The 21,500-nt window shown below is 58.2% G+C and carries 19 protein-coding genes; 8 read left to right on the forward strand and 11 right to left on the reverse strand.

Translation table 11 applies throughout. The annotated features are described in order from the left end of the window. Positions 1 to 28: 28 nt before the first annotated feature. Positions 29 to 1,180, reverse strand: a complete 1,152-nt coding sequence (argE, locus tag AP059_RS02290; protein ID WP_059761724.1) for an acetylornithine deacetylase — start codon at positions 1,178 to 1,180, stop codon at positions 29 to 31. A gap of 157 nt (positions 1,181 to 1,337) precedes the next feature. Here argE and AP059_RS02295 point away from each other — a divergent pair, with 157 nt between their 5' ends. After that, positions 1,338 to 2,726 carry a CYTH domain-containing protein gene (locus tag AP059_RS02295; protein ID WP_059761725.1) on the forward strand — a complete coding sequence of 463 codons (1,389 nt, stop codon included), beginning with the start codon at positions 1,338 to 1,340 and terminating at the stop codon, positions 2,724 to 2,726. 185 nt (positions 2,727 to 2,911) lie between these two features. Here AP059_RS02295 and AP059_RS02300 read toward each other — a convergent pair whose 3' ends face one another. The 4 genes from AP059_RS02300 to AP059_RS02315 all read right to left on the reverse strand — a co-directional run bounded on the left by AP059_RS02300 (position 2,912) and on the right by AP059_RS02315 (position 7,695). Continuing rightward, complete coding sequence (locus AP059_RS02300) at positions 2,912 to 3,457, reverse strand: lipocalin family protein (RefSeq protein ID WP_059761726.1); 546 nt, start codon at positions 3,455 to 3,457, stop codon at positions 2,912 to 2,914. 21 nt (positions 3,458 to 3,478) lie between these two features. Continuing rightward, positions 3,479 to 3,733: a lipoprotein gene (locus AP059_RS02305; protein WP_047272919.1), complete on the reverse strand. Its 255-nt coding sequence runs from the start codon at positions 3,731 to 3,733 to the stop codon at positions 3,479 to 3,481. Positions 3,734 to 3,969: 236 nt separating this feature from the next. Continuing rightward, on the reverse strand, positions 3,970 to 4,980 hold the full coding sequence (locus AP059_RS02310; RefSeq protein ID WP_048400681.1) for a class 1 fructose-bisphosphatase: 1,011 nt from the start codon (positions 4,978 to 4,980) through the stop codon (positions 3,970 to 3,972). Positions 4,981 to 5,247: 267 nt separating this feature from the next. Beyond that, positions 5,248 to 7,695, reverse strand: a complete 2,448-nt coding sequence (locus AP059_RS02315) for a glycogen/starch/alpha-glucan phosphorylase (RefSeq protein ID WP_059761727.1) — start codon at positions 7,693 to 7,695, stop codon at positions 5,248 to 5,250. Positions 7,696 to 7,935: 240 nt separating this feature from the next. Here AP059_RS02315 and AP059_RS02320 point away from each other — a divergent pair, with 240 nt between their 5' ends. Further along, positions 7,936 to 8,373, forward strand: coding sequence for a YkgJ family cysteine cluster protein (locus AP059_RS02320; protein ID WP_047281788.1), 438 nt, complete (start codon positions 7,936 to 7,938; stop codon positions 8,371 to 8,373). Positions 8,374 to 8,507: 134 nt separating this feature from the next. On the opposite strand, the gene typA is transcribed toward AP059_RS02320, so the two are convergent. Both typA and thiI read right to left on the reverse strand, forming a co-directional pair. Beyond that, positions 8,508 to 10,328 carry a translational GTPase TypA gene (gene typA, locus AP059_RS02325; RefSeq protein ID WP_048364608.1) on the reverse strand — a complete coding sequence of 607 codons (1,821 nt, stop codon included), beginning with the start codon at positions 10,326 to 10,328 and terminating at the stop codon, positions 8,508 to 8,510. A gap of 140 nt (positions 10,329 to 10,468) precedes the next feature. Next, positions 10,469 to 11,923 carry a tRNA uracil 4-sulfurtransferase ThiI gene (thiI, locus tag AP059_RS02330; RefSeq protein ID WP_048364609.1) on the reverse strand — a complete coding sequence of 485 codons (1,455 nt, stop codon included), beginning with the start codon at positions 11,921 to 11,923 and terminating at the stop codon, positions 10,469 to 10,471. A gap of 335 nt (positions 11,924 to 12,258) precedes the next feature. On the opposite strand from thiI, the gene glnA reads away from it, so the two are divergent. The 4 genes from glnA to ntrC all read left to right on the forward strand — a co-directional run bounded on the left by glnA (position 12,259) and on the right by ntrC (position 17,188). Further along, a complete protein-coding gene (gene glnA, locus AP059_RS02335) occupies positions 12,259 to 13,665 on the forward strand; it encodes a glutamate--ammonia ligase (RefSeq protein WP_048364610.1) in 1,407 nt (468 codons plus the stop codon). Between the two features lie 186 nt (positions 13,666 to 13,851). Beyond that, complete coding sequence (locus AP059_RS02340) at positions 13,852 to 14,274, forward strand: cupin domain-containing protein (RefSeq protein ID WP_059761728.1); 423 nt, start codon at positions 13,852 to 13,854, stop codon at positions 14,272 to 14,274. A 398-nt stretch (positions 14,275 to 14,672) separates the two neighbouring features. Next, positions 14,673 to 15,758 carry a nitrogen regulation protein NR(II) gene (gene glnL / locus AP059_RS02345; protein ID WP_059761729.1) on the forward strand — a complete coding sequence of 362 codons (1,086 nt, stop codon included), beginning with the start codon at positions 14,673 to 14,675 and terminating at the stop codon, positions 15,756 to 15,758. Further along, a complete protein-coding gene (gene ntrC / locus AP059_RS02350; RefSeq protein WP_059761730.1) occupies positions 15,755 to 17,188 on the forward strand; it encodes a nitrogen regulation protein NR(I) in 1,434 nt (477 codons plus the stop codon). Before glnL ends, ntrC begins: the two co-directional genes overlap by 4 nt. Before the next feature lie 357 nt (positions 17,189 to 17,545). On the opposite strand, the gene AP059_RS02355 is transcribed toward ntrC, so the two are convergent. Continuing rightward, positions 17,546 to 17,983 carry a hypothetical protein gene (locus AP059_RS02355; protein WP_059761731.1) on the reverse strand — a complete coding sequence of 146 codons (438 nt, stop codon included), beginning with the start codon at positions 17,981 to 17,983 and terminating at the stop codon, positions 17,546 to 17,548. Between AP059_RS02355 and trmL the strand changes: the two genes are divergently transcribed. Continuing rightward, positions 17,982 to 18,437, forward strand: coding sequence for a tRNA (uridine(34)/cytosine(34)/5-carboxymethylaminomethyluridine(34)-2'-O)-methyltransferase TrmL (gene trmL / locus AP059_RS02360; RefSeq protein WP_059761732.1), 456 nt, complete (start codon positions 17,982 to 17,984; stop codon positions 18,435 to 18,437). The two genes, AP059_RS02355 and trmL, sit on opposite strands and share 2 nt — an antisense overlap. A gap of 65 nt (positions 18,438 to 18,502) precedes the next feature. On the opposite strand, the gene secB is transcribed toward trmL, so the two are convergent. Genes secB through AP059_RS02375 form a run of 3 tightly spaced genes read right to left on the reverse strand, consistent with a single transcriptional unit; the run spans position 18,503 to position 19,697 of the window. Beyond that, on the reverse strand, positions 18,503 to 18,985 hold the full coding sequence (gene secB / locus AP059_RS02365) for a protein-export chaperone SecB (RefSeq protein ID WP_048364616.1): 483 nt from the start codon (positions 18,983 to 18,985) through the stop codon (positions 18,503 to 18,505). Positions 18,986 to 19,026: 41 nt separating this feature from the next. Beyond that, entirely contained in the window at positions 19,027 to 19,281 is a 255-nt protein-coding gene (gene grxC / locus AP059_RS02370) for a glutaredoxin 3 (protein ID WP_048364617.1), read from the reverse strand. A gap of 2 nt (positions 19,282 to 19,283) precedes the next feature. Further along, entirely contained in the window at positions 19,284 to 19,697 is a 414-nt protein-coding gene (locus AP059_RS02375) for a rhodanese-like domain-containing protein (RefSeq protein WP_048364618.1), read from the reverse strand. Positions 19,698 to 19,846: 149 nt separating this feature from the next. On the opposite strand from AP059_RS02375, the gene gpmI reads away from it, so the two are divergent. Then, positions 19,847 to 21,379, forward strand: a complete 1,533-nt coding sequence (gene gpmI, locus AP059_RS02380) for a 2,3-bisphosphoglycerate-independent phosphoglycerate mutase (protein WP_059761733.1) — start codon at positions 19,847 to 19,849, stop codon at positions 21,377 to 21,379. Positions 21,380 to 21,500 lie beyond the last annotated feature (121 nt).

Raw genomic sequence — 21,500 nt, forward strand, 5'->3', positions numbered from 1 at the left:
CTTGTGTACGGGTTGGGCCTGCGGTGATTTACTGCGCCGGGGTCAGGCAATAATGTTCGATCAACTGACTCAGTAGACGCACGGTCGGCTGCAAACGTGACATTTCAAGGTGTTCACCCGGCTGATGCGCGCAGGTGATGTCACCGGGGCCCAGCACAATGGTTTCACAGCCAAGGCGCTGAAGATAAGGCGCTTCGGTGGCAAACGCTACTGCTTGCGCGCGATGCCCGGTAAGGCGCTCGGCCACCCGCACGAGTTCGCAGTCTGCGTCTTGCTCGAACGGCGCAACACCCGCCGCAATCGGCGCGAAGTCAATGCTTACCTGATGCCGCTCGGCCAAAGGGTCAAGCTTGCTGCGGATAATCGCACGCAGGGCCTGCGGGTCCATCCCCGGCAAAGGTCGCAGGTCGAACTCCAGCGAACACTGGCCGCAAATACGGTTGGGGTTGTCGCCGCCGTGGATACAGCCAAAGTTGAGGGTCGGCTGCGGCACGCTGAACTGAGGGTTGCGGTATTCGTGCAGCCATTGCTGGCGCAGACTTTTAAGCTCGGTGATTGCATCGTGCATGGCGTCCAGCGCGCTGTGGCCCAGGCTGGGGTCGGAGGAGTGGCCGCTGCGCCCCAAAATGTCGATGCGCTCCATCATCACGCCTTTGTGCAGGCGGATCGGCTTGAGGCCCGTCGGCTCGCCAATCACTGCCGCCCGGCCCAGTGGCCGCCCCGCTTCGGCCAGTGCGCGGGCGCCGGCCATCGAGGTTTCTTCGTCGCAAGTGGCCAAAATCAGCAACGGCTGCTTGAACGGCTGGTCGAGCAACGGACGCACGGCTTCGATAATCAGCGCAAAGAAGCCTTTCATGTCGCAACTGCCCAAGCCAACCCAGCGGTTATCGACTTCGGTGAGCTTGAGCGGATCGGTCTGCCACAGGGCGTCATCGTATGGCACCGTGTCGCTGTGACCCGCCAGCACCAGACCGCCGGGACCGCTGCCATAACTGGCGAGCAGGTTAAATTTGCCGGGGCTGACTGGCTGGATGTCGCACTTGAACCCCAGGTCGCCCAGCCATGCCGCCAGTAAATCGATGACCGGGCGATTGCTCTGATCCAGATGAGCCTGGGTGCAACTGACGGACGGCGTGCTGATCAAGGCCGCGAATTGCTCTTTCATGGAAGGTATAGGCATGCGCTGACTTCCTGTTGGCGGGACGAGGCCCATCATAGAGCCATCTGCTTTGCAGAATAAACCCATGCGGGGCGCCCGGGCGGCGAGTCCTGTACACTGCACGGCCTTGGCAGCCACACCTTTCCCCGGCTGCGCACCGTTCCTGGATTTTCCGGCCATGCAGAAAGAAACCGAAATCAAACTCCGCGTCAGCCGCGAAACCCTCGCCGCCTTGCGCGAGCACCCCTTGCTGAAAAAACGCAACAAAAGTGGCTGGGAAAGCCGTGAGTTGCTCAATCAGTACTTCGACACCCCAGAGCGCGACCTGGCCAAGGCCAAGGTTGCTCTGCGCCTGCGCCGTGATGGTGAAGACGTCATTCAAACCCTCAAGACCCGCGGCGAAAGCGTTGCCGGGCTGTCGGTGCGCAATGAATACGACTGGCACCTGCCCAAAGCCAAACTCGACGTCAAAAAGCTCGACGGTGAATGCTGGCCTGAAGCGTTGGCCGAGCTGGACAAAAAGACCCTGAAACCGATTTTCACCACTGATTTCGTGCGCGAGCGCGCTGAAATCTCGTGGGGCCGCGGCAAAGCCAAAGTGGTGATCGAAGCCGCACTGGACTTGGGCCATGTAATTGCTGGCAAGCACAAAGAAGAAATCTGCGAACTGGAACTCGAACTGCGCGAAGGCGAGCCAGCTGCCCTGCTGGAACTGGCCGCCGAGCTGGCTGAAAAACTGGCGTTGATGCCGTGTGACATCAGCAAGGCTGAGCGCGGCTATCGCCTGTTCGATGCCAACAGCTACTCAGTCAACCTGCCAGCCCCTGAGCTGACACCCGAAACGCCACTGGACGACGCCTTTGCCGCACTGGCCTGGCACTTGCTGGCCAGCAGCCAGCGTCTGGCCGAGCAATACCGTTTCAATGGCCACTGGCGTCTGCTGCAAGATTGGGTGCAACAGTTGATCGACCTGCGCGCCCTGGTCAGCAGCCTCGGCCAGGCCGCGCCACGCCAATCCACCAGCGTGTTGCGCGCGTCCCTCGACGCACTGCTGGAAGACTGGCGCCCGCTGGTGCAAATCGGTCAGGACGACGAAGACGTGCGCAAAGCCGCACCGGAGCAGTTCCTTGAAGAACTCGAAGACCCGCGCTGGGGCCAGTTCTCGCTCAACACGTCGCGCTGGTTGATGGACCGCAGCTGGACCGTGGACCGTGGCACCACCCGTGGCAATCGTCAGGGTGCTGCACAACTGAGCAGCTGGTTGCCGCGCTTGCTGTCGGATGAAGCCATCGCATTGCGTCTGAACCGCTACCAGCAGCAGCCGGAAGACTTGGCCGAGCAACTGCCACGCATCGAGCGAATTCAGGCATGGCTGCGTCTGGCGCGTGGGGTGTTGGACATCGCCGAAGTTGACCGTCTGTACGGTGAGATGAACAAGTTGCAAGACTTGGCCAATCAACCCATCACAGAAGACGCTGAGGCCAACGATGCCTTGCTCGACGCCCGTAAGCACCAAGCCATCGCGGTCTACCAGAACCGCGCCTGGAAGACCTTGCTGCGCGGTTAAGGCCGCAACGTCGGGTTTTGTGAGCATGCCGAAGTTGGCGACGGCGACGTCCGAGGGCGAAGCCGTCGCCATGCCTTAAAACGCGGTATGGCCGGTAAAACACCTACATCGACCTACAACGGCTGCGCCGCCGGACGCAGCCTGCGGCACCTGCTACGAGGGTGGCGCAGGTAGCGACCAGGGTTTTACTCCTGCCCCCGCCAGATCAAGCGCGTCGTGTCATAGCCCTGCTGCTGAGCCTTGCTGAGCAGTTCATCGCGGGTTTGCTGGTCAATGGTCGGCTTGCGCGACAACAGCCACAGGTAGCGGCGATCGGGGTTGCCCACCAGCGCCGTGCTGTAGTTATCGCCCAGGTACAACACCCAGTAATCGCCTTTGGTCACGCCCGGCAATAGCGTCGACACCCAGTTATCAAACTCAACCCACAACTTGTCGGTCTTGCCCGGTACTTGTGGCGTCGCTGTGCCTTTGGCCTCCTCCCACTTGCCCTCTGCCGTGAGGCAACGGTTCAACACTGCCACGTTGCCATCGGGCTTGAGGCTGTAATGCGCTTGTGATTGCACACAGTTGCGCTGGAAGAACATCGGCAACCGTGCCTGCTCGTACCAAGTGCCCTGGTAACGTTTGAGATCAACGTTGTCGACCGTTTTGGGCGCCAGTGTGTCATCGCCAGAGCTGGCGCAACCGGCCAACACCAGCGAAGCGCCTAGACACGCTAAAAGACGTTTCATGGTGAACGCTCCTGCGATGGCTTATTTCAAGCCCTGGCCCGAGAACATCAACACTTTGTCACCGGCATATTGCACGCTGATAAAGCTGTTTTTATCGCCCCACGTGCAGCTCGACATGCCCAGCGCGCCAGAGCAATCGGTCGGGCTGCCCAGCAACTTTTCAACCTCGGCCTTGGGCATGCCCGCCGACAGTTTTGAATAGTTTTCCTGGTTGACCTTGCTGCAAGCTGCCAGCAACACACAAAACGACAACAACGCCAAAGAACGCAACTTCATGGACAAGCTCCTGAACGGGAAAGTCGGCATCGCTGCCTCAATGAGAGCTTAGAAGAGAAAAGCGTGACGGGGTTCCCGAAGGCAGGGGGAGATTTGTTGAATGCAGATACGACGAGGGAATGCTGGCCCCCTGACGCTGCCAAAGGCTGCGAGGAGAATAGCGAAGGCATTTGAGAAAAGGGGGCCTTGGCCCCCCTTCGCAGCCTGCGCCAGCGACGGCGCGTTTGAGGCAGGGCTTACGCTTTGTGGTAAGCGGTGATGCGTGCCACTTCTTCTTTCGACCCCAGGAACACTGCTACACGCTGGTGCAGGCCTTCAGGCTGAATGTCGAGAATGCGCTGGTGGCCGTCCGTTGAAGCGCCGCCGGCCTGTTCAACCAGGAACGACATCGGGTTGGCTTCGTACATCAAACGCAATTTGCCCGGCTTGGACGGCTCGCGGCTGTCGCGCGGGTACATGAACAGACCGCCACGGGTCAGGATACGGTGCACGTCAGCGACCATCGCGGCCACCCAGCGCATGTTGTAGTTCTTTTTCAGCGGGCCGTCTTCACCGGCCAGCAGCTCGCTGACGTAGCGCTGTACCGGGGCTTCCCAGTGACGCTGGTTGGACATGTTGATGGCGAATTCCTGCGTGCTTTCAGGAATGGTGATGTTTTCGTGGGTCAGCACGAAGCTGCCCATTTCGCGGTCCAGCGTGAAGCCTTTAACGCCATCGCCCAAGGTCAGTACCAGCATGGTTTGAGGGCCATAGATGGCATAACCGGCAGCCACTTGGGTGGTGCCCGGTTGCAGGAAGGCTTTCTCGCCCAGGTCGCCGTTTTCAGCCAGGTGGCCTTCCGGGCAACGCAACACGGAGAAGATCGTGCCGACCGGCGCGTTGATGTCGATGTTGGACGAGCCGTCCAGCGGGTCGAATACCAACAGGTACGCGCCTTTAGGGTATTTGCCAGGGATCTGGTAGGCGTTGTCCATTTCTTCGGACGCCATGCCGGCCAGGTGACCGCCCCATTCGTTGGCTTCGAGCAGGATTTCGTTGGAAATCACGTCGAGTTTTTTCTGCACCTCACCTTGCACGTTTTCGGTGCCCATGCTGCCCAGAACACCACCCAGGGCGCCTTTGGACACGGCGTGGTTGATCTCTTTGCAAGCACGCGCCACCACTTCGATGAGGAAACGCAAATCAGCAGGCGTGTTGTTGCTGCGGGTCTGCTCGATCAAATAGCGACTCAGGGTAACGCGGGACATGTAAGGCTCCGAACAAGGGGGAGGGGGCAAAAAACCCGCGCAGTTTAACGCGTGTTGCCGTGCAAATCTTCTAATCAGACTGATAACCGGCCGGGCGGGTTCAGTTGAGGCGCAAAAACAGGCGCTGGCGCCCCGTAGCAGCGGGCGCCGCGTCCGATTGCGAAGCGCTCGTGGATTCAGCGCCTGCGTTTAGCCGGACAAATACAAAGCGCTTTTTTACAACGGCTACGCCGTCGGACGCCGCCTGCGGCAGCGGCTACGGGGCGGTTATAGCGCCTTCCAAATGTCTGTGGCGTATTCACGAATGGTGCGGTCTGAGGAGAACCAGCCCATGCGCGCCGTGTTGAGCACTGCGGTACGCCACCACGCGTCTTTGTCGTGCCACAGCTGTTCGACGCGCATTTGCGCCTCCCAATAGGCATCGAAGTCTGCGCACACCAAAAAACGGTCGTAATCAATCAGCGAGTCAATCAGGCCGGTGTAGCGCGCCGGGTCATCGTGGGAAAACACGCCACCGCGTATGGCCTGCAACACATCATTGAGGCGGTGCGACGCCGCAATTTCAGCACTGGCGTTAAATTCGCCATTGCGCTTGCGTGCTTCGACTTGCTGCGCGCTAAGGCCGAAAATAAACATGTTTTCGGCCCCTACCCGCTCGCACATTTCAACGTTTGCGCCATCCATCGTGCCGATGGTCAACGCACCGTTAAGCCCGAACTTCATGTTACTGGTGCCGGACGCTTCATAACCGGCGGTGGATATCTGCTCGGACAAATCGGCCGCCGGGATGATGTTTTCGGCCAGGCTGACGTTGTAGTTGGGGATAAATACCACTTTGAGCAACCCGCGCACGGTGGGGTCGTTGTTCACTGTGCGGGCGATGTCGTTGGTCAGTTTGATGATCAATTTGGCCTGTTGATAACTGGCCGCGGCCTTGCCCGCGAAAATTTTCACCCGTGGCACCCAGCGGTTGCCCGGCTCGGCCCGAATCGCCTGATACAGCGCCACGGTGTGCAGCAAATTGAGCAATTGGCGCTTGTACTCATGGATGCGCTTGACCTGCACATCGAACATGGCCTCAGGGTTGACCACGATGGCGAGGCGCTCGTAAATCAAAGCGGCCAGGGTGCATTTGCTTTGCAGCCGTTGCTCTGCGAACTGCTGGCGAAAGTCGGCGCGCTCGGCAAATGGCTCCAGTTCAATCAGGTTGTGCTCCGGATCGTCCTGAATCTGCGGGCCCAGGGCCTCAACCAGCATCGCCGTCAGCGGCGGGTTGGACTGATACAGCCAGCGGCGAAAGGTGACGCCATTGGTTTTGTTGTTGATGCGATCGGGGTACAGCTTGTGCATTTCAGAGAACACAGTGCTGCGCATCAGTTGCGTGTGCAGCCCCGACACGCCGTTGACGCTGTGGCAGCCCAGGAACGCCAGGTTGCCCATGCGTACGCGACGGCCGTTGTCTTCTTCGATCAAAGACACGGCGCGCAGCACGTCAAAATCATGCACGCCCTTCTCACGCAGCGAATCAATGTGCAACCCGTTGATCAAGTAGATGATTTGCATGTGGCGCGGCAGCAACCGCTCCATCAGTCCTACCGGCCAGGTCTCCAGTGCCTCTGGCAGCAGGGTGTGATTGGTGTACGCCAGGGTTTGCACCGTGACATCCCAGGCCACGCTCCACTCCATGTCGTGCTCGTCGACCAGAATGCGCATCAGCTCGGCCACGGCGATGGAGGGGTGAGTGTCGTTGAGCTGGATGGCGACATGCTCGCCCAGGCTGAGCAATGTGAAGCCTTGATCGAGGTGGCGGCGGATCAAGTCTTTTAAAGAGGCCGCCACAAAGAAGTATTCCTGACGCAGGCGTAACTCCTGGCCCGCCTCATTGCTGTCGGCCGGGTACAGAACCCGCGAAATGCTTTCGGCGCGCACCACTTCGGCCACCGCGCCCAAGTGATCGCCAGCGTTGAAGCGTTCGAGGTGCAATTCATGCACCGCCCTCGCCCGCCATAACCGCAAGGTGTTAACGCTGGCTCCGCGCCACCCCACGACGGGGGTGTCATAGGCAATGGCGCGTACGGTTTCGCCAGGCCACCAGATTTGCCGCGAATGCCCTTGCTCGTCGACTTTGGTTTCAACCGCCCCGCCAAAACCAATGGGGTACACCACTTCGGCGCGCTCGAACTCCCACGGGTTGCCGAAATCCAGCCAATTCTCGGTTTGCTCCTGCTGCCAGCCATCGACAATGCTTTGGCGGAACAGCCCGTGCTCATAACGGATGCCATACCCGTGGGCCGCGACGCCCAGGGTTGCCATGCTTTCCATGAAACACGCCGCCAAACGCCCCAGCCCGCCATTGCCCAGCGCAGCGTCGGGTTCAAGCAGGCGGATCTGCTCAAGGTCGACACCCAGCTCGGTCAATGCTTCACGGGCGATGTCCAGCAGCCCGAGGTTGCTCAGGCTGTCGTAGAGCAACCGGCCGATCAGAAATTCCAGAGACAGGTAGTACACCCGCTTCTGACCCTTGCGATAAATCTGCCGCGTGTGGTCCATCCAGTGCTCGACCATGTGGTCGCGGGCGGCCAGCGCAATGGCTTCAAACCAGTCGTGGTCAAACGCGTGTTCAGGGTCCTTACCCACCGCGTACGTCAGTTTAGCCAGTACAGCAGCACGAAATGCCGCCACTTGTGCATCACAAACAAGCGGTTCCTGGGACATCGATACGACCTCAAGCGAGATGGAGCGATTTGGAGAACGAATGGAGTCAGCCTAGACGCTCTGACAAAAGGCGGCGGCTCAGGTTCGAGGTTTTTGCAGGTTTTTATGGTGCCCGCAGCGCGCAAATACGCCCTGAAAAGAGGCAGAACCCCCTGGCGAGCAAAAAACCGGCAAATGGTTGTTCAAATATTCATCAACCCCGGTATGATCGCGCGCCCTGTTACACGCTGGAATATAAGCCTGATGAAGTCCAACCTGATCGCCGCCGCGGAAATCGACCGTCTCGATACGTGGGCCAAATACACCGCGCCCATGTGCGGCTCCTGCATTTCCAGCTGCTGCACCCTGCCGGTTGAGGTCAAGGTCAAAGACTTGATCCGCATCGGTCTGGTTGATGAGTTCGAACTCGGCGATCCGCCGAAGAACATCGCCAAGCGCCTGCAAAAAGAAGGGATTGTGGAACGTTTCAACCAGAAGTCGGGCATCTTCACGTTGCAGCGCATGAGCAACAACGATTGCCTGTACCTGGACCGCAAGTCGCGCATGTGCACCATCTACGACAAGCGCCCGGACACGTGCCGCAACCACCCGCGCATCGGTCCGCGTCCAGGGTACTGCGCGTATATTCCAAAGGCTGTCGAGCGCAAAAACAGCAGCGTTAAATTGATGGATTTTTGATTCAGTACAGACCCTCACCTTCTCCCTTGAGAGAAGGCTGGGGTGAGAGGCTGCTGTAGACACAAATCCCGGACATAAAAAAACGCCCCCGACCGCAAGGTCGGGGGCGTTTTTGTAACCGCTAACTAAGTGACTTAGTTTTTGGCTTTTTTAGCAGCGCGGGTGCGCTCGCCTTCGTCCAGGATCTTCTTACGAAGACGGATGGACTTAGGCGTCACTTCACACAGCTCGTCGTCCTGGATGAATTCCAGAGCCTGTTCCAGAGTGAAGCGAACAGGTGGAACCAGAGCGATGGTTTCGTCTTTACCCGAAGCACGCATGTTGTCGAGCTTTTTGCCCTTGGTAGGGTTAACGCCCATGTCGGTGTCACGGCTGTTCAGACCAACGATCTGACCGTTGTAGATCTCTTGACCGTGCTCAACGAACAGCTTGCCACGCGCCTGGAGGGTTTCCAGGGAGTAGGTCAGCGCCTTGCCCGTTTCAACCGATACCAGAACACCGTTCTGACGGCCGGACATGTGGCCCGACTTCATGGTGTCGTAGCGATCGAAGATCGAGGTCAGGATGCCAGCACCGTTGGTCAGGGTCAGGAACTGGTTACGGAAACCGATCAGACCACGAGCAGGGATGTTGTATTCCAGACGCACACGGCCTTTGCCATCCGGCACCATGTTGGTCAGGTCGCCTTTACGCAGACCCATCTCTTCCATCACCTTGCCCTGAGATTCTTCAGGCAGGTCGATGGTGACGTTTTCGAACGGTTCGTGCTTAACGCCGTCAACCAGGCGGATGATCACTTCTGGACGACCAACGCCCATTTCGAAGCCTTCACGACGCATGGTTTCGATCAGTACGGACAAGTGCAGCTCGCCACGGCCCGATACTTTGAATTTGTCAGCCGAGTCGCCTTCTTCAACGCGCAGTGCAACGTTGTACAGCAGCTCTTTGTCCAGACGTTCCTTGATGTTACGGGACGTCACGAACTTGCCTTCTTTACCGCAGAAAGGCGAGTCGTTTACCTGGAAGGTCATGGAAACGGTTGGCTCGTCAACGGTCAACGGCTTCATCGCTTCAACGTTCAGCGGATCACACAGGGTGTCGGAGATGAACAGCGAATCCATACCGCTGATGCACACGATGTCGCCTGCCGAAGCTTCTTCAACGTCTACACGGTGCAGACCGTGGTGACCCATCAGCTTCAGGATACGACCGTTGCGGCGCTTGCCGTCAGCGTCGATGGCAACAACCGGGGTGTTCGGCTTGACGCGACCACGAGCGATACGGCCAACGCCGATAATGCCCAGGAAGCTGTTGTAGTCCAGTGCCGAGATTTGCATCTGGAACGGACCATCACGGTCAACTTGTGGTGCTGGTACGTTGTCGACAATCGACTGGTACAGCGGGGTCATGTCTTCAGCCATGTCGGTGTGGTCAAGACCAGCAATACCGTTCAGGGCAGAGGCGTAAACCACTTTGAAGTCCAGCTGTTCTTCGGTAGCACCCAGGTTGTCGAACAGGTCGAAGATCTGATCCAGAACCCAGTCCGGACGCGCGCCTGGACGGTCAACCTTGTTGATTACCACGATTGGACGCAGGCCGGCTTCGAACGCCTTTTTGGTCACGAAACGGGTTTGCGGCATAGGGCCGTCTTGAGCGTCAACCAGCAGCAGAACGGAGTCAACCATCGACATTACGCGTTCTACTTCACCGCCGAAGTCGGCGTGGCCCGGGGTGTCCACGATGTTGATGTGGTAGCCGTTCCAGTTGATCGCGGTGTTCTTGGCAAGAATGGTAATGCCGCGCTCTTTTTCCTGGTCGTTGGAGTCCATCACGCGCTCGTCGTTGAGCTCGTTGCGCTCCAGAGTGCCGGATTGACGCAAGAGTTTGTCTACCAGGGTGGTTTTACCGTGGTCAACGTGAGCAATGATGGCGATGTTACGTAGATTTTCGATCACTTGTGTATCTCGATCAGAGGATTCGGTGTGCTGACTGAGTCCAGGCAGCGATTAACAGTAGAGTCCGTGCAAACCATTACAGCTTGACGGCGGCGTCGGGGGGCCGGTGACGCAGGCCACAGGCATACAGCCCCGGGCTCTTAGCTCGGTCGATAAACGCGCACATTGGCATGTCCCTCACTGAGCAAATGGTGAGCATGCAGGCGACTCATCACGCCTTTGTCGCAATACAACAGGTACTGACGGGTATCATCCAGTTCCTTGAAGCGGCTGTTCAAAGCATAGAACGGCAACGCTTGTACTTCGATGCCAGCCAGTTCCAGCGGTCGATCTTCCTGGTCATCCGGGTGACGGATGTCGATGACGATCTGGCCCGCCAGCACGTCGCTGACTTCTTCGACTTGCAAGTCCTGGCCCAATTCATCGATTACCCGATCAATCGGCACCAGTTTGGCCCGCTCAAGCGCACGCTCAAGCACGGCCATATCAAACTGTTGTTCTTCATACTCCACGCGGTTGCGCTTGGCGTGGGTCTTGGGGTTGACCGAAATCACCCCGCAATATTCAGGCATATGCTTGGCAAAATCGGCCGTACCGATTTCAACCGCCTGATCAATGATGTCTTGCTTGTGGCTGACGATCAGCGGACGCAACACCAATTTGTCTGTTGCCGAGTCAATCAGCGACAAGTTGGGCAGTGTCTGGCTCGAAACCTGAGAAATCGCTTCTCCGGTGACCAACACCTCGATGTCGAGTCGCTCAGCAATACGGGTCGCAGCGCGCAACATCATACGCTTCAAAATGACGCCCATATGACTGTTATCGACTTTGCCGAGAATTTCGCCCAAAACTTCTTCGAACGGAACACTGACAAACAGCACGCGCTGCGAGCTGCCGTACTTCTTCCATATATAGTGCGCGACTTCCATCACGCCCAATTCATGGGCGCGCCCGCCCAGATTGAAGAAGCAGAAGTGGCTCATCAAGCCGCGACGCATGACCTGGTAAGCCGCCACGGTAGAGTCGAAACCACCGGACATCAGCACCAGGGTCTGTTCAAGCGCACCCAACGGGAAGCCGCCAATACTGTCGTGCTGGCTGTGAATCACAAACAACCGTTGGTCGCGAATTTCGATTCGGACTTCGATTTCCGGGTTTTTCAGCGAAATTCCGGCCGCACCGCACTCGCGACGCAGCTTGCTGCCCACGTATTTCTCGATTTCCATCGAGGTAAATGGGTGCTTGCCAGCGCGTTTGCAACGCACCGAAAAAACCTTGCCGGCCAGCGACTCGCCAAAGTGCAATTTGCACTTTTCTACCACGTCGTCGAAGTCGCCCAACGGGTACTCATCTACCTGAAGAAAATGCGCAATGCCTGGCATGCAGCTCAGGCGCGCAGTCATTTCTTTCAAGGCTTTGGGGTCGCTCACGCGCGTTTGCAGCTCGATGTTGTCCCACACACCGGTCACCACCACAGCCGGGTCCAGATCGCGGAGCACAGCACGGATGTTTTTAGCCAATTGACGGACAAAACGCATCCGAACCGGACGGCTCTTGATAGTGATTTCGGGGAAGACTTTAACGATTAGTTTCATGAAAACAGCGCGCGAGCAGCCTGCCAAAAAAGGGGGGCGCGGATTATAGCGGAAATTGCTCAAGGTTTAACCAGTTATCGTACAAACGGTTTTGCACGCACCAAAATAGAGCAAAACCACGGTTTTTCGCTTCATTTGAGTGCGATAACGGGCGCTAATCGGTAGGCTGCACCGCTTACCGGCTTGAGTTTGGCGCATTACACCCAACTCGGGGCACTGGCATGCAATTTGCTCCCTTGTGAGGCAGGTTGCCTTGGCAGAGTATTCGCGCCGGCATCAAGCACATTACTAAGGGCGCACCACTACTACCCGCCCGAAGCCACCCCGGAGGACATATGTCGAAGTCGGTTCAACTCATCAAAGATCATGACGTCAAGTGGATTGATCTGCGCTTCACGGACACCAAAGGTACTCAACACCACGTGACCATGCCGGCTCGTGATGCGCTGGATGAAAACTTCTTCACCGACGGCAAAATGTTCGACGGCTCCTCCATTGCGGGCTGGAAAGGTATCGAAGCGTCCGACATGATCCTGCTGCCAGACGACAGCACGGCCGTTCTGGACCCGTTCACCGAACAGCCAACGCTGATCCTGGTGTGCGACATCATCGAGCCTTCAACCATGCAAGGCTATGACCGCGACCCGCGCGCTATCGCCAACCGTGCCGAGGAATACCTGAAGTCCACCGGTATCGGTGACACCGTGTTCGTGGGCCCGGAGCCTGAGTTCTTCATCTTCGACGAAGTGAAGTTCAAGTCCGACATTTCCGGTTCCATGTTCAAGATCTACTCCGAACAAGGTTCGTGGATGTCCGACCAGGACGTAGAAGGCGGCAACCGTGGCCACCGTCCAGGCATCAAAGGCGGCTACTTCCCGGTGCCACCGTTCGACCATGACCACGAAATCCGTACCTCCATGTGCAACGCCATGGAAGAAATGGGTCTGGTTATCGAAGTTCACCACCACGAAGTGGCAACCGCAGGCCAGAACGAAATCGGCGTGCAGTTCAACACCCTGGTGAAGAAGGCTGACGAAGTTCAGACCCTCAAATATTGCGTACACAACGTGGCTGACGCCTACGGCCGTACCGCGACCTTCATGCCCAAGCCTCTGTACGGCGACAACGGCTCGGGTATGCACGTACACATGTCCATCTCCAAAGATGGCAAAAACACCTTCGCTGGCGAAGGCTATGCCGGCCTGTCCGACACCGCCCTGTACTTCATCGGCGGCATCATCAAGCACGGTAAAGCACTGAACGGCTTCACCAACCCGGCCACCAACTCCTACAAGCGTTTGGTGCCAGGTTTCGAAGCGCCGGTCATGCTGGCCTACTCGGCCCGCAACCGCTCTGCCTCGATCCGCATCCCTTACGTGTCCAGCCCTAAAGCTCGCCGTATCGAAGCGCGTTTCCCGGACCCGGCTGCCAACCCGTACCTGTGCTTCGCAGCACTGATGATGGCTGGCCTGGACGGCATCCAGAACAAGATCCACCCGGGCGACGCTGCTGACAAAAACTTGTACGACCTGCCGCCTGAAGAGGCCAAAGAGATCCCGCAAGTGTGTGGCAGCCTCAAAGAAGCTCTGGAAGAGCTGGACAAAGGTCGTGCGTTCCTGACCAAAGGCGGCGTTTTCAGCGACGATTTCATCGACGCCTACATCGCTCTGAAAAGCGAAGAAGAAATCAAAGTGCGCACCTTCGTGCACCCTCTGGAATACGAGCTGTACTACAGCTGCTGATCCCGTCACACCGGTGATCGCCGCGTGATGTAAAAAAACCTCCTTCGGGAGGTTTTTTTATGCCCGCGGTCTTACGCACATCCCATCCTTTACTCGCACGCCATATTGCTTCGACTGACAGCCATTGCATGCCTCCCTGCGTAGTTTGAGCGCCTCACACGCGTTCAATCACCTCAGGACTCGCCCATGCTGCCAGCACGCCTTATCAAGCCCTTATTCTTCGCCACCCTCTGTACGAGCCTGCTGGGCTGTACGCATGGCCCCCAGGAAGTCCAGACCGAACAACTGCTCAAAACCAGCCATTCCTGGGATGGCACAGCCTATGACACCTACCCCGGTTCAACCCCGGAACTCACGGTCCTTAAAATAACCATTCCCGCCAACACCACGCTCAAGTGGCATACCCACCCCATGCCCAACGTGGCGTATGTGCTCAGCGGCGAGTTAATGGTTGAAACCCGCAGCGGTCATCAAACCCGGCTTAAACCCGGAGAAGTACTGCCCGAACTGGTGAATATTCCACACCGTGGTACGAGCGGTAACAGCCCCGTGGAACTGATTGTTTTCTATGCAGGCGCTCCCGGCTTACCGCTCTCGAAACCCGACTGATCTCACCCTCCGCGCCCATCCGCACCTGCTGATGTCAAAACGTGAAAAACACGTGACTGGCCATCAGCGGGATGTGGCCGTTGCCGTCACGGATGGGCAAGCCGCCTCCGGCCATACAGTGATCAACATCAAGCCAACGACCTTCTGCCCCATGAACATGCAGCCGAGACTGAAACCTTTCACTTGATTTGCACTATATTGGTGCAATAGAAACATCACCGCCCACCTCGCCAGCCCAATTTGGTTCAAAACGACTCACTCCGTGAGCATCTACACCCTGTTGATGAGCTGTAACGTCTTATTTCAGGCGATTAGCGCTTCTTTTCAGAGCCTTGGTTTGGTTTTTGCATTTTCCTTGTCTCAGCGTGTAACCCACGCACGTAATCCGGGATCGGCCCATGACCATCAGTGATGCCTTGCACCGACTGCTACTCGACAATCTGACCACCGCAACCCTGTTGCTCAATGCCGACTTGCGCCTTGAGTACATGAACCCGGCGGCAGAGATGCTATTGGCCATCAGCGGTCAACGCAGCCACGGGCAATTCATCAGCGAATTGTTTACCGAGTCCACTGAAGCCCTGCATTCATTGCGTCAAGCCGTTGAGCAAGCGCACCCTTTCACCAAGCGTGAAGCCATGCTGACCTCGCTCACGGGTCAAACCTTGACCGTGGATTACGCCGTGACACCGATCTTGAGTGCCGGCACGACCTTGCTGCTGCTCGAAGTGCACCCCCGCGATCGCCTGCTGCGCATCACTAAAGAAGAAGCCCAGCTGTCCAAGCAAGAGACCAGCAAAATGCTGGTGCGCGGCCTGGCTCACGAAATCAAGAACCCCTTGGGCGGCATTCGTGGCGCGGCCCAACTCTTGGCCCGTCAGCTGCCCGACGAAGGCTTGCGCGACTACACCAACGTCATCATCGAAGAGGCTGACCGCCTGCGTAACCTGGTAGACCGCATGCTGGGTTCCAACAAACTGCCTTCGCTGGCCATGACCAACGTGCATGAAGTGCTGGAGCGCGTGTGCAACCTGGTCGAAGCCGAGACCCAGGGCGGCATCACCCTGGTGCGCGATTACGATCCCAGCCTGCCCGACCTGCTGATCGACCGCGAACAGATGATTCAGGCCGTGCTCAATATCGTGCGCAATGCGATGCAGGCCATTGGCAGCCAAAACGAACTGCGGCTGGGGCGCATCAGCCTGCGCACGCGGGCCATGCGTCAGTTCACCATTGGCCACATCCGCCATCGCCTGGTGACCAAAATCGAAATCATCGACAACGGGCCGGGCATCCCGGCCGAGCTGCAAGACACCCTCTTCTTCCCCATGGTCAGCGGCCGCCCCGACGGTACCGGGCTGGGCCTGGCCATCACCCAGAACATCATCAGTCAGCACCAGGGGTTGATCGAGTGTGAAAGCCACCCTGGCCACACACTCTTTTCGATCTTTCTGCCACTGGAACAAGGAGCCGCATCGACATGAGCCGAAGTGAAACCGTGTGGATCGTCGACGACGACCGTTCAATCCGCTGGGTCCTGGAAAAAGCCTTGCAGCAGGAAGGCATGACCACACAAAGCTTCGACAGCGCCGATGGGGTGATGAGTCGCCTGGCTCGCCAGCAACCCGACGTGATCATTTCCGACATCCGCATGCCCGGTGCGAGCGGCCTGGATTTGCTGGCCAAGATCCGCGAACAGCACCCGCGCTTGCCAGTGATCATCATGACGGCGCACTCCGACCTGGACAGCGCCGTGGCGTCCTATCAGGGCGGCGCATTTGAATACCTGCCCAAGCCATTTGACGTTGATGAAGCCGTGTCGCTGGTCAAGCGCGCCAACCAGCACGCCCAAGAGCAACAAGGCTTGGCCGTGGCGCCCACGCTGGCACGCACCCCGGAGATCATTGGCGAAGCCCCGGCGATGCAAGAAGTGTTTCGCGCCATTGGCCGCTTGAGCCATTCCAACATCACCGTACTGATCAACGGCGAGTCGGGCACCGGTAAAGAGCTGGTTGCCCATGCGCTGCATCGCCACAGCCCGCGTGCTGCCTCGCCGTTTATTGCGTTGAATATGGCGGCCATTCCTAAAGACCTGATGGAGTCCGAGCTGTTCGGCCACGAGAAAGGCGCGTTTACCGGCGCTGCCAACTTACGCCGCGGGCGCTTTGAACAGGCTGATGGCGGGACCTTGTTTCTGGATGAAATCGGCGACATGCCTGCCGACACACAAACCCGATTGCTGCGGGTTCTGGCTGATGGCGAGTTCTATCGCGTGGGCGGGCACATTCCGGTCAAGGTCGACGTGCGCATCATTGCGGCCACGCATCAGAATCTCGAAACACTGGTACAGGCAGGCAAGTTTCGTGAAGACTTGTTTCACCGCCTGAACGTGATCCGCATCCATATACCGCGCCTGTCGGATCGGCGTGAAGACATCCCGACACTGGCCCGCCACTTTCTCAGCAGCGCGGCGCAAGAGCTGTCGGTGGAGCCAAAACTGCTGAAGGCCGAGACCGAGCAATATCTGAAAAACCTGCCGTGGCCGGGCAACGTGCGCCAACTCGAAAACACCTGCCGCTGGATCACCGTGATGGCATCCGGGCGCGAAGTGCATATCAGCGATTTGCCGCCCGAATTGCTCAACCTCCAGCAAGACGCTTCCCCCGTGACCAACTGGGAACACGCGCTGCGTCAGTGGGCCGATCAAGCGTTAGCCCGTGGTCAATCCAACCTGCTGGACAGTGCGGTGCCAACATTTGAACGCATCATGATCGAGACCGCCCTCAAACACACCGCGGGCCGCCGTCGCGATGCCGCCGTGCTGCTGGGCTGGGGCCGCAACACCCTGACCCGCAAGATCAAAGAACTGGGCATGAAGATCGACGGCGACGAGGAGGATGCTGACGAAGCTTAAGGCAGATCAAAAGCCCTCACCCCAGCCCTTTTCCTGCGGGAGAGGGCATTTTTGAGCAAGGCTGCACCATTAACGCGCACAGCTCTGGCTCAAGGGCTGCAGCCGCAGCCGCGCCTCAAACCTGCCCTACAGACAAAAAGCCCCGGAATCCGGGGCTTTGCATTTGCATAAGACATTTTCGACAAAAAAATCTAAAACTGGCACGCGCCCTGCAATAACCCTGATAACGCTTTAGGGGACCCTGGTACAGGCAGGCCAGGACTCCCCACTTTTACACCCGCAGCCTTGATGCCCCGCGCATCAACGCGCAGCCGTTTTGGGGAACCCGGTACAGGCAGGCCGGCATTCCCTCTTTTATTACTCGCGCAGGTTTACCTGCAACCGCCAGCGGCCATCCTGTGGCGCTCCGGCCCAGTCGCCGTGCAGGGCACGGGCCGCCACCAACGTCAGCAGCAACCCACCATCGGTGCGCTGCACCCGCCAATTCACATCTTTGCCATTGAGCTTGAACTGGCCGTTCTGCGCCTTACCCTGCGCATCGAACAGCAAGCCGACTGTGCCATCGACCATTTCACCGTGCAGTTTGGGCTCATCGCTGAACCACACCACCAACGCCCCCGGCAAGACCTCAACCTGCTGCAACTGCACAGGCTCAGGCGTCGTCAGCCGGCCGATCATCATCCCGACCATAAACCCCACAATCGCCAAAGAACCTAAAACACGCGGCCATAGTTTAGGTCGCGGGTCCTCTTCGGGAGTAGAATCCTCGCCATCTTTAAGTTCGGAGCCGTGCATGTTTCACGTCATCCTTTTTCAACCAGAAATTCCGCCGAATACCGGCAACATTATCAGGCTGTGCGCCAACAGCGGCTGCCACCTGCATTTGATTGAACCCATCGGCTTTGAACTCGACGACAAGCGCTTGCGCCGCGCCGGGCTCGATTACCACGAGTATGCGCCACTCAAGCGTCACGCCGACCTGGCCAGTTGCCTTGAACACCTGGGGCATCCGCGCTTGTTTGCCTTTACCACCAAAGGTTCGAAGCCATTTCATGACGCGCAGTTTGCCGAAGGTGATGCTTTTATCTTCGGCCCTGAGAGCCGTGGCTTGCCGCCCCAGGTGCTGGATGCGCTGGACGGCGAACACCGCCTGCGCTTGCCGATGCGCGAAGGCTGCCGCAGCCTGAACCTGTCCAACACCGTGGCTGTCGCCGTGTACGAAGCCTGGCGCCAGTTAGGCTTCAAGTAAGCACACAGCTCCAAAGCCCAATAAAAAAGCGCCTTACGGCGCTTTTTCAATCCAGCAGCGGCTGTTTATTGAACAGTCGGCGTGCCTTCTTCTTGCATGCGTTGCAGCTCTTGCGCGTACAGGGCATCGAAGTTCACCGGGGACAGCATCAGCGCCGGGAACGAGCCACGGGTGACCAGGCTGTCCAGGGTTTCGCGTGCGTACGGGAACAGGATGTTGGGGCAGAACGCGCCCAGCGTGTGGTTCATCGAACCCGCATCCAGGTTTTTGATCAGGAAGATGCCAGCCTGCTGCACTTCAGCGATGAACGCCACTTCGTCAGCATTCTTGACCGTGACCGACAAGGTCAGGACCACTTCGTGGAAATCACCTTCGAGCGGCTTCTGACGCGTGTTCAAGTCCAGAGCCACGGTCGGCTCCCACTGCTGACGGAAGATTGCCGGGCTTTTCGGCGCTTCGAACGACAGGTCACGCACATAGATACGCTGCAACGAGAATTGTGGAGAAGTATCGTCTTCAGTCGCAGCGGTATTCTGTTGGTCAGTCATCACAGATCCTTGTTGATCTTGGGGCTTATAGAGAATGAGAGTCAGACGTTCAGCAGCGCATCCAATTTACCGGCGCGCTCCAAAGCAAACAGGTCATCGCATCCACCAACATGCTGGTCGCCGATCCAGATTTGCGGCACCGAGGTGCGACCCGCTTTCTGGGCCATCTCGGCACGCGCCTGAGGCTTGCCGTCGACTTTGATTTCTTCAAAGGCAACGCCCTTCTTCTCAAGCAAAGCCTTGGCCCGCATGCAGTAAGGGCAATAATCGCTGGAGTAAACGATGACCTTGGACATAGTTACTTCACCACAGGCAGGTTATCGGCGCGCCAGCTGGCGATACCACCGGACAGCTTGGCGGCGTTGTAGCCAGCCTTGAGCAGTTCACGGGCGTGGGAGCCAGAATGCTGGCCCTGGGCATCGACCAGAATGATGGTTTTGCCCTTGTGCTTGTCCAGCTCGGCAATGCGCGCCATCAGCTTGTCTTGCGGGATGTTCAATGCACCCACGATGTGGCCGGCGGCAAAATCCTTGGCCGGGCGAATATCAATCACCACACCTTCGTCGCGGTTAACCAGACCGGTCAACTCGCCGGTACTGATGCTACGTCCGCCACGGCTCATTTCGTGGGCAATCAACAACGCCAGCAGGATGACAAACGCGCCCACCAACAGGTAGTGAGAAGTGGCAAATGCAATCAGGTGATCAACCATCAGAAGGTTCCAGGGTCGTAAAATGTGGGCCAGTATACACAGCCGCCTTGGTCGGCCAAACCCCGCCCGGCGGTGACGCCACATGAACTTCGCTTTAAACTGCCCGTCTTCTGCATACCTCCTTTTTAAACCAGCCACGAGTGGGATCTATGACTACCACGCCTAAACCTTTGGTCCTGATCATCCTGGATGGCTTCGGTCACAGTGAAAGCCACGACTACAACGCCGTTTATTCAGCCAAGAAACCGGTGCTCGATCGCCTTTGTGCAAGCATGCCCAATGGCCTGATCTCAGGTTCGGGCATGGATGTCGGCCTGCCGGACGGGCAAATGGGCAACTCCGAAGTCGGCCACATGAACCTGGGCGCTGGCCGCGTGGTGTATCAAGACTTCACCCGTGTCACCAAGTCGATCCGCGACGGCGAGTTTTTCGAAAACCCGACCCTTTGCGCCGCCGTCGACAAAGCCGTCGCCAATGGCAAGGCCGTGCATATTCTGGGCCTGCTGTCTGAGGGTGGAGTTCACAGCCATCAAGACCACCTCGTGGCAATGGCCGAGCTGGCGTACAAGCGTGGCGCCGAAAAAATCTACCTGCACGCCTTCCTCGATGGCCGCGACACTCCGCCTAAAAGCGCCGCGTCCTCTATAGAGCTATTGGACGAAGCCTTCAAAGATCTCGGCAAAGGCCGTATCGCCAGCCTGATCGGCCGCTATTTCGCCATGGACCGCGACAACCGTTGGGACCGTGTCGAGCAAGCCTACAACCTGATCGTTGACGGCAAAGGCGAGTTCAACGCCGCCACCGCGCAAGAAGGTCTTGAAGCCGCTTATGCCCGTGGCGAAAGCGACGAGTTTGTCAAAGCCACCACCCTGGGCGAGCCGGTCAAGGTCGAAGACGGTGACGCGGTGGTGTTCATGAACTTCCGCGCCGACCGCGCCCGCGAGCTGAGCCGCGTGTTCGTCGAGGACGACTTCAAAGAATTCCCGCGCACGCGCCAGCCAAAACTGGCCGGTTTCGTGATGCTGACTCAATACGCCGCCAGCATCCCGGCGCCTAGCGCGTTTGCGCCGGGCAGCCTGGAAAACGTGCTGGGCGATTACCTGGCCAAAAACGGTAAAACCCAACTGCGGATTGCCGAAACCGAGAAATACGCGCACGTCACTTTCTTCTTTTCCGGTGGGCGCGAAGAACCGTTCCCCGGCGAAGAACGCATTCTGATCCCGTCGCCTAAAGTCGCCACCTACGACTTGCAGCCAGAAATGAGCGCGCCCGAAGTCACCGACAACATTGTCGATGCCATCGAACATCAACGTTATGACGTGATCGTGGTCAACTACGCCAACGGCGACATGGTCGGCCACAGCGGCGTGTTTGATGCAGCGGTCAAAGCGGTTGAGTGCCTGGACGCCTGCGTGGGCCGTATCGTTGAAGCGCTGGAAAAAGTCGGCGGCGAAGCCCTGATCACAGCCGACCATGGCAACGTCGAACAGATGGAAGACGAGTCCACCGGCCAGGCGCACACCGCTCACACCTGCGAGCCGGTGCCGTTTATTTATGTCGGCAAGCGCAAGTTCAAGGTTCGCGACGGCGGTGTACTGGCCGACGTGGCCCCCACCATGCTCAAACTGCTGGGTATGGAAAAACCAGCAGAAATGACCGGCACCTCTATTTTGGTGGACTAATGTAAACCTTGTGATCGCTGCCACTGGCGACGAAAAAGGCTGCCCGCCCGCCACGTCATCGCGTGGGTTTGAGAAGACGGGCAGCTGCGCTGCCCTTCGCAGCCTGCGCCAGCGACTATTT

Origin of the sequence: Pseudomonas sp. TAA207 (assembly GCF_001529285.1) — a bacterium.
GTDB classification, from domain to species: Bacteria; Pseudomonadota; Gammaproteobacteria; order Pseudomonadales; family Pseudomonadaceae; genus Aquipseudomonas; species Aquipseudomonas weihenstephanensis.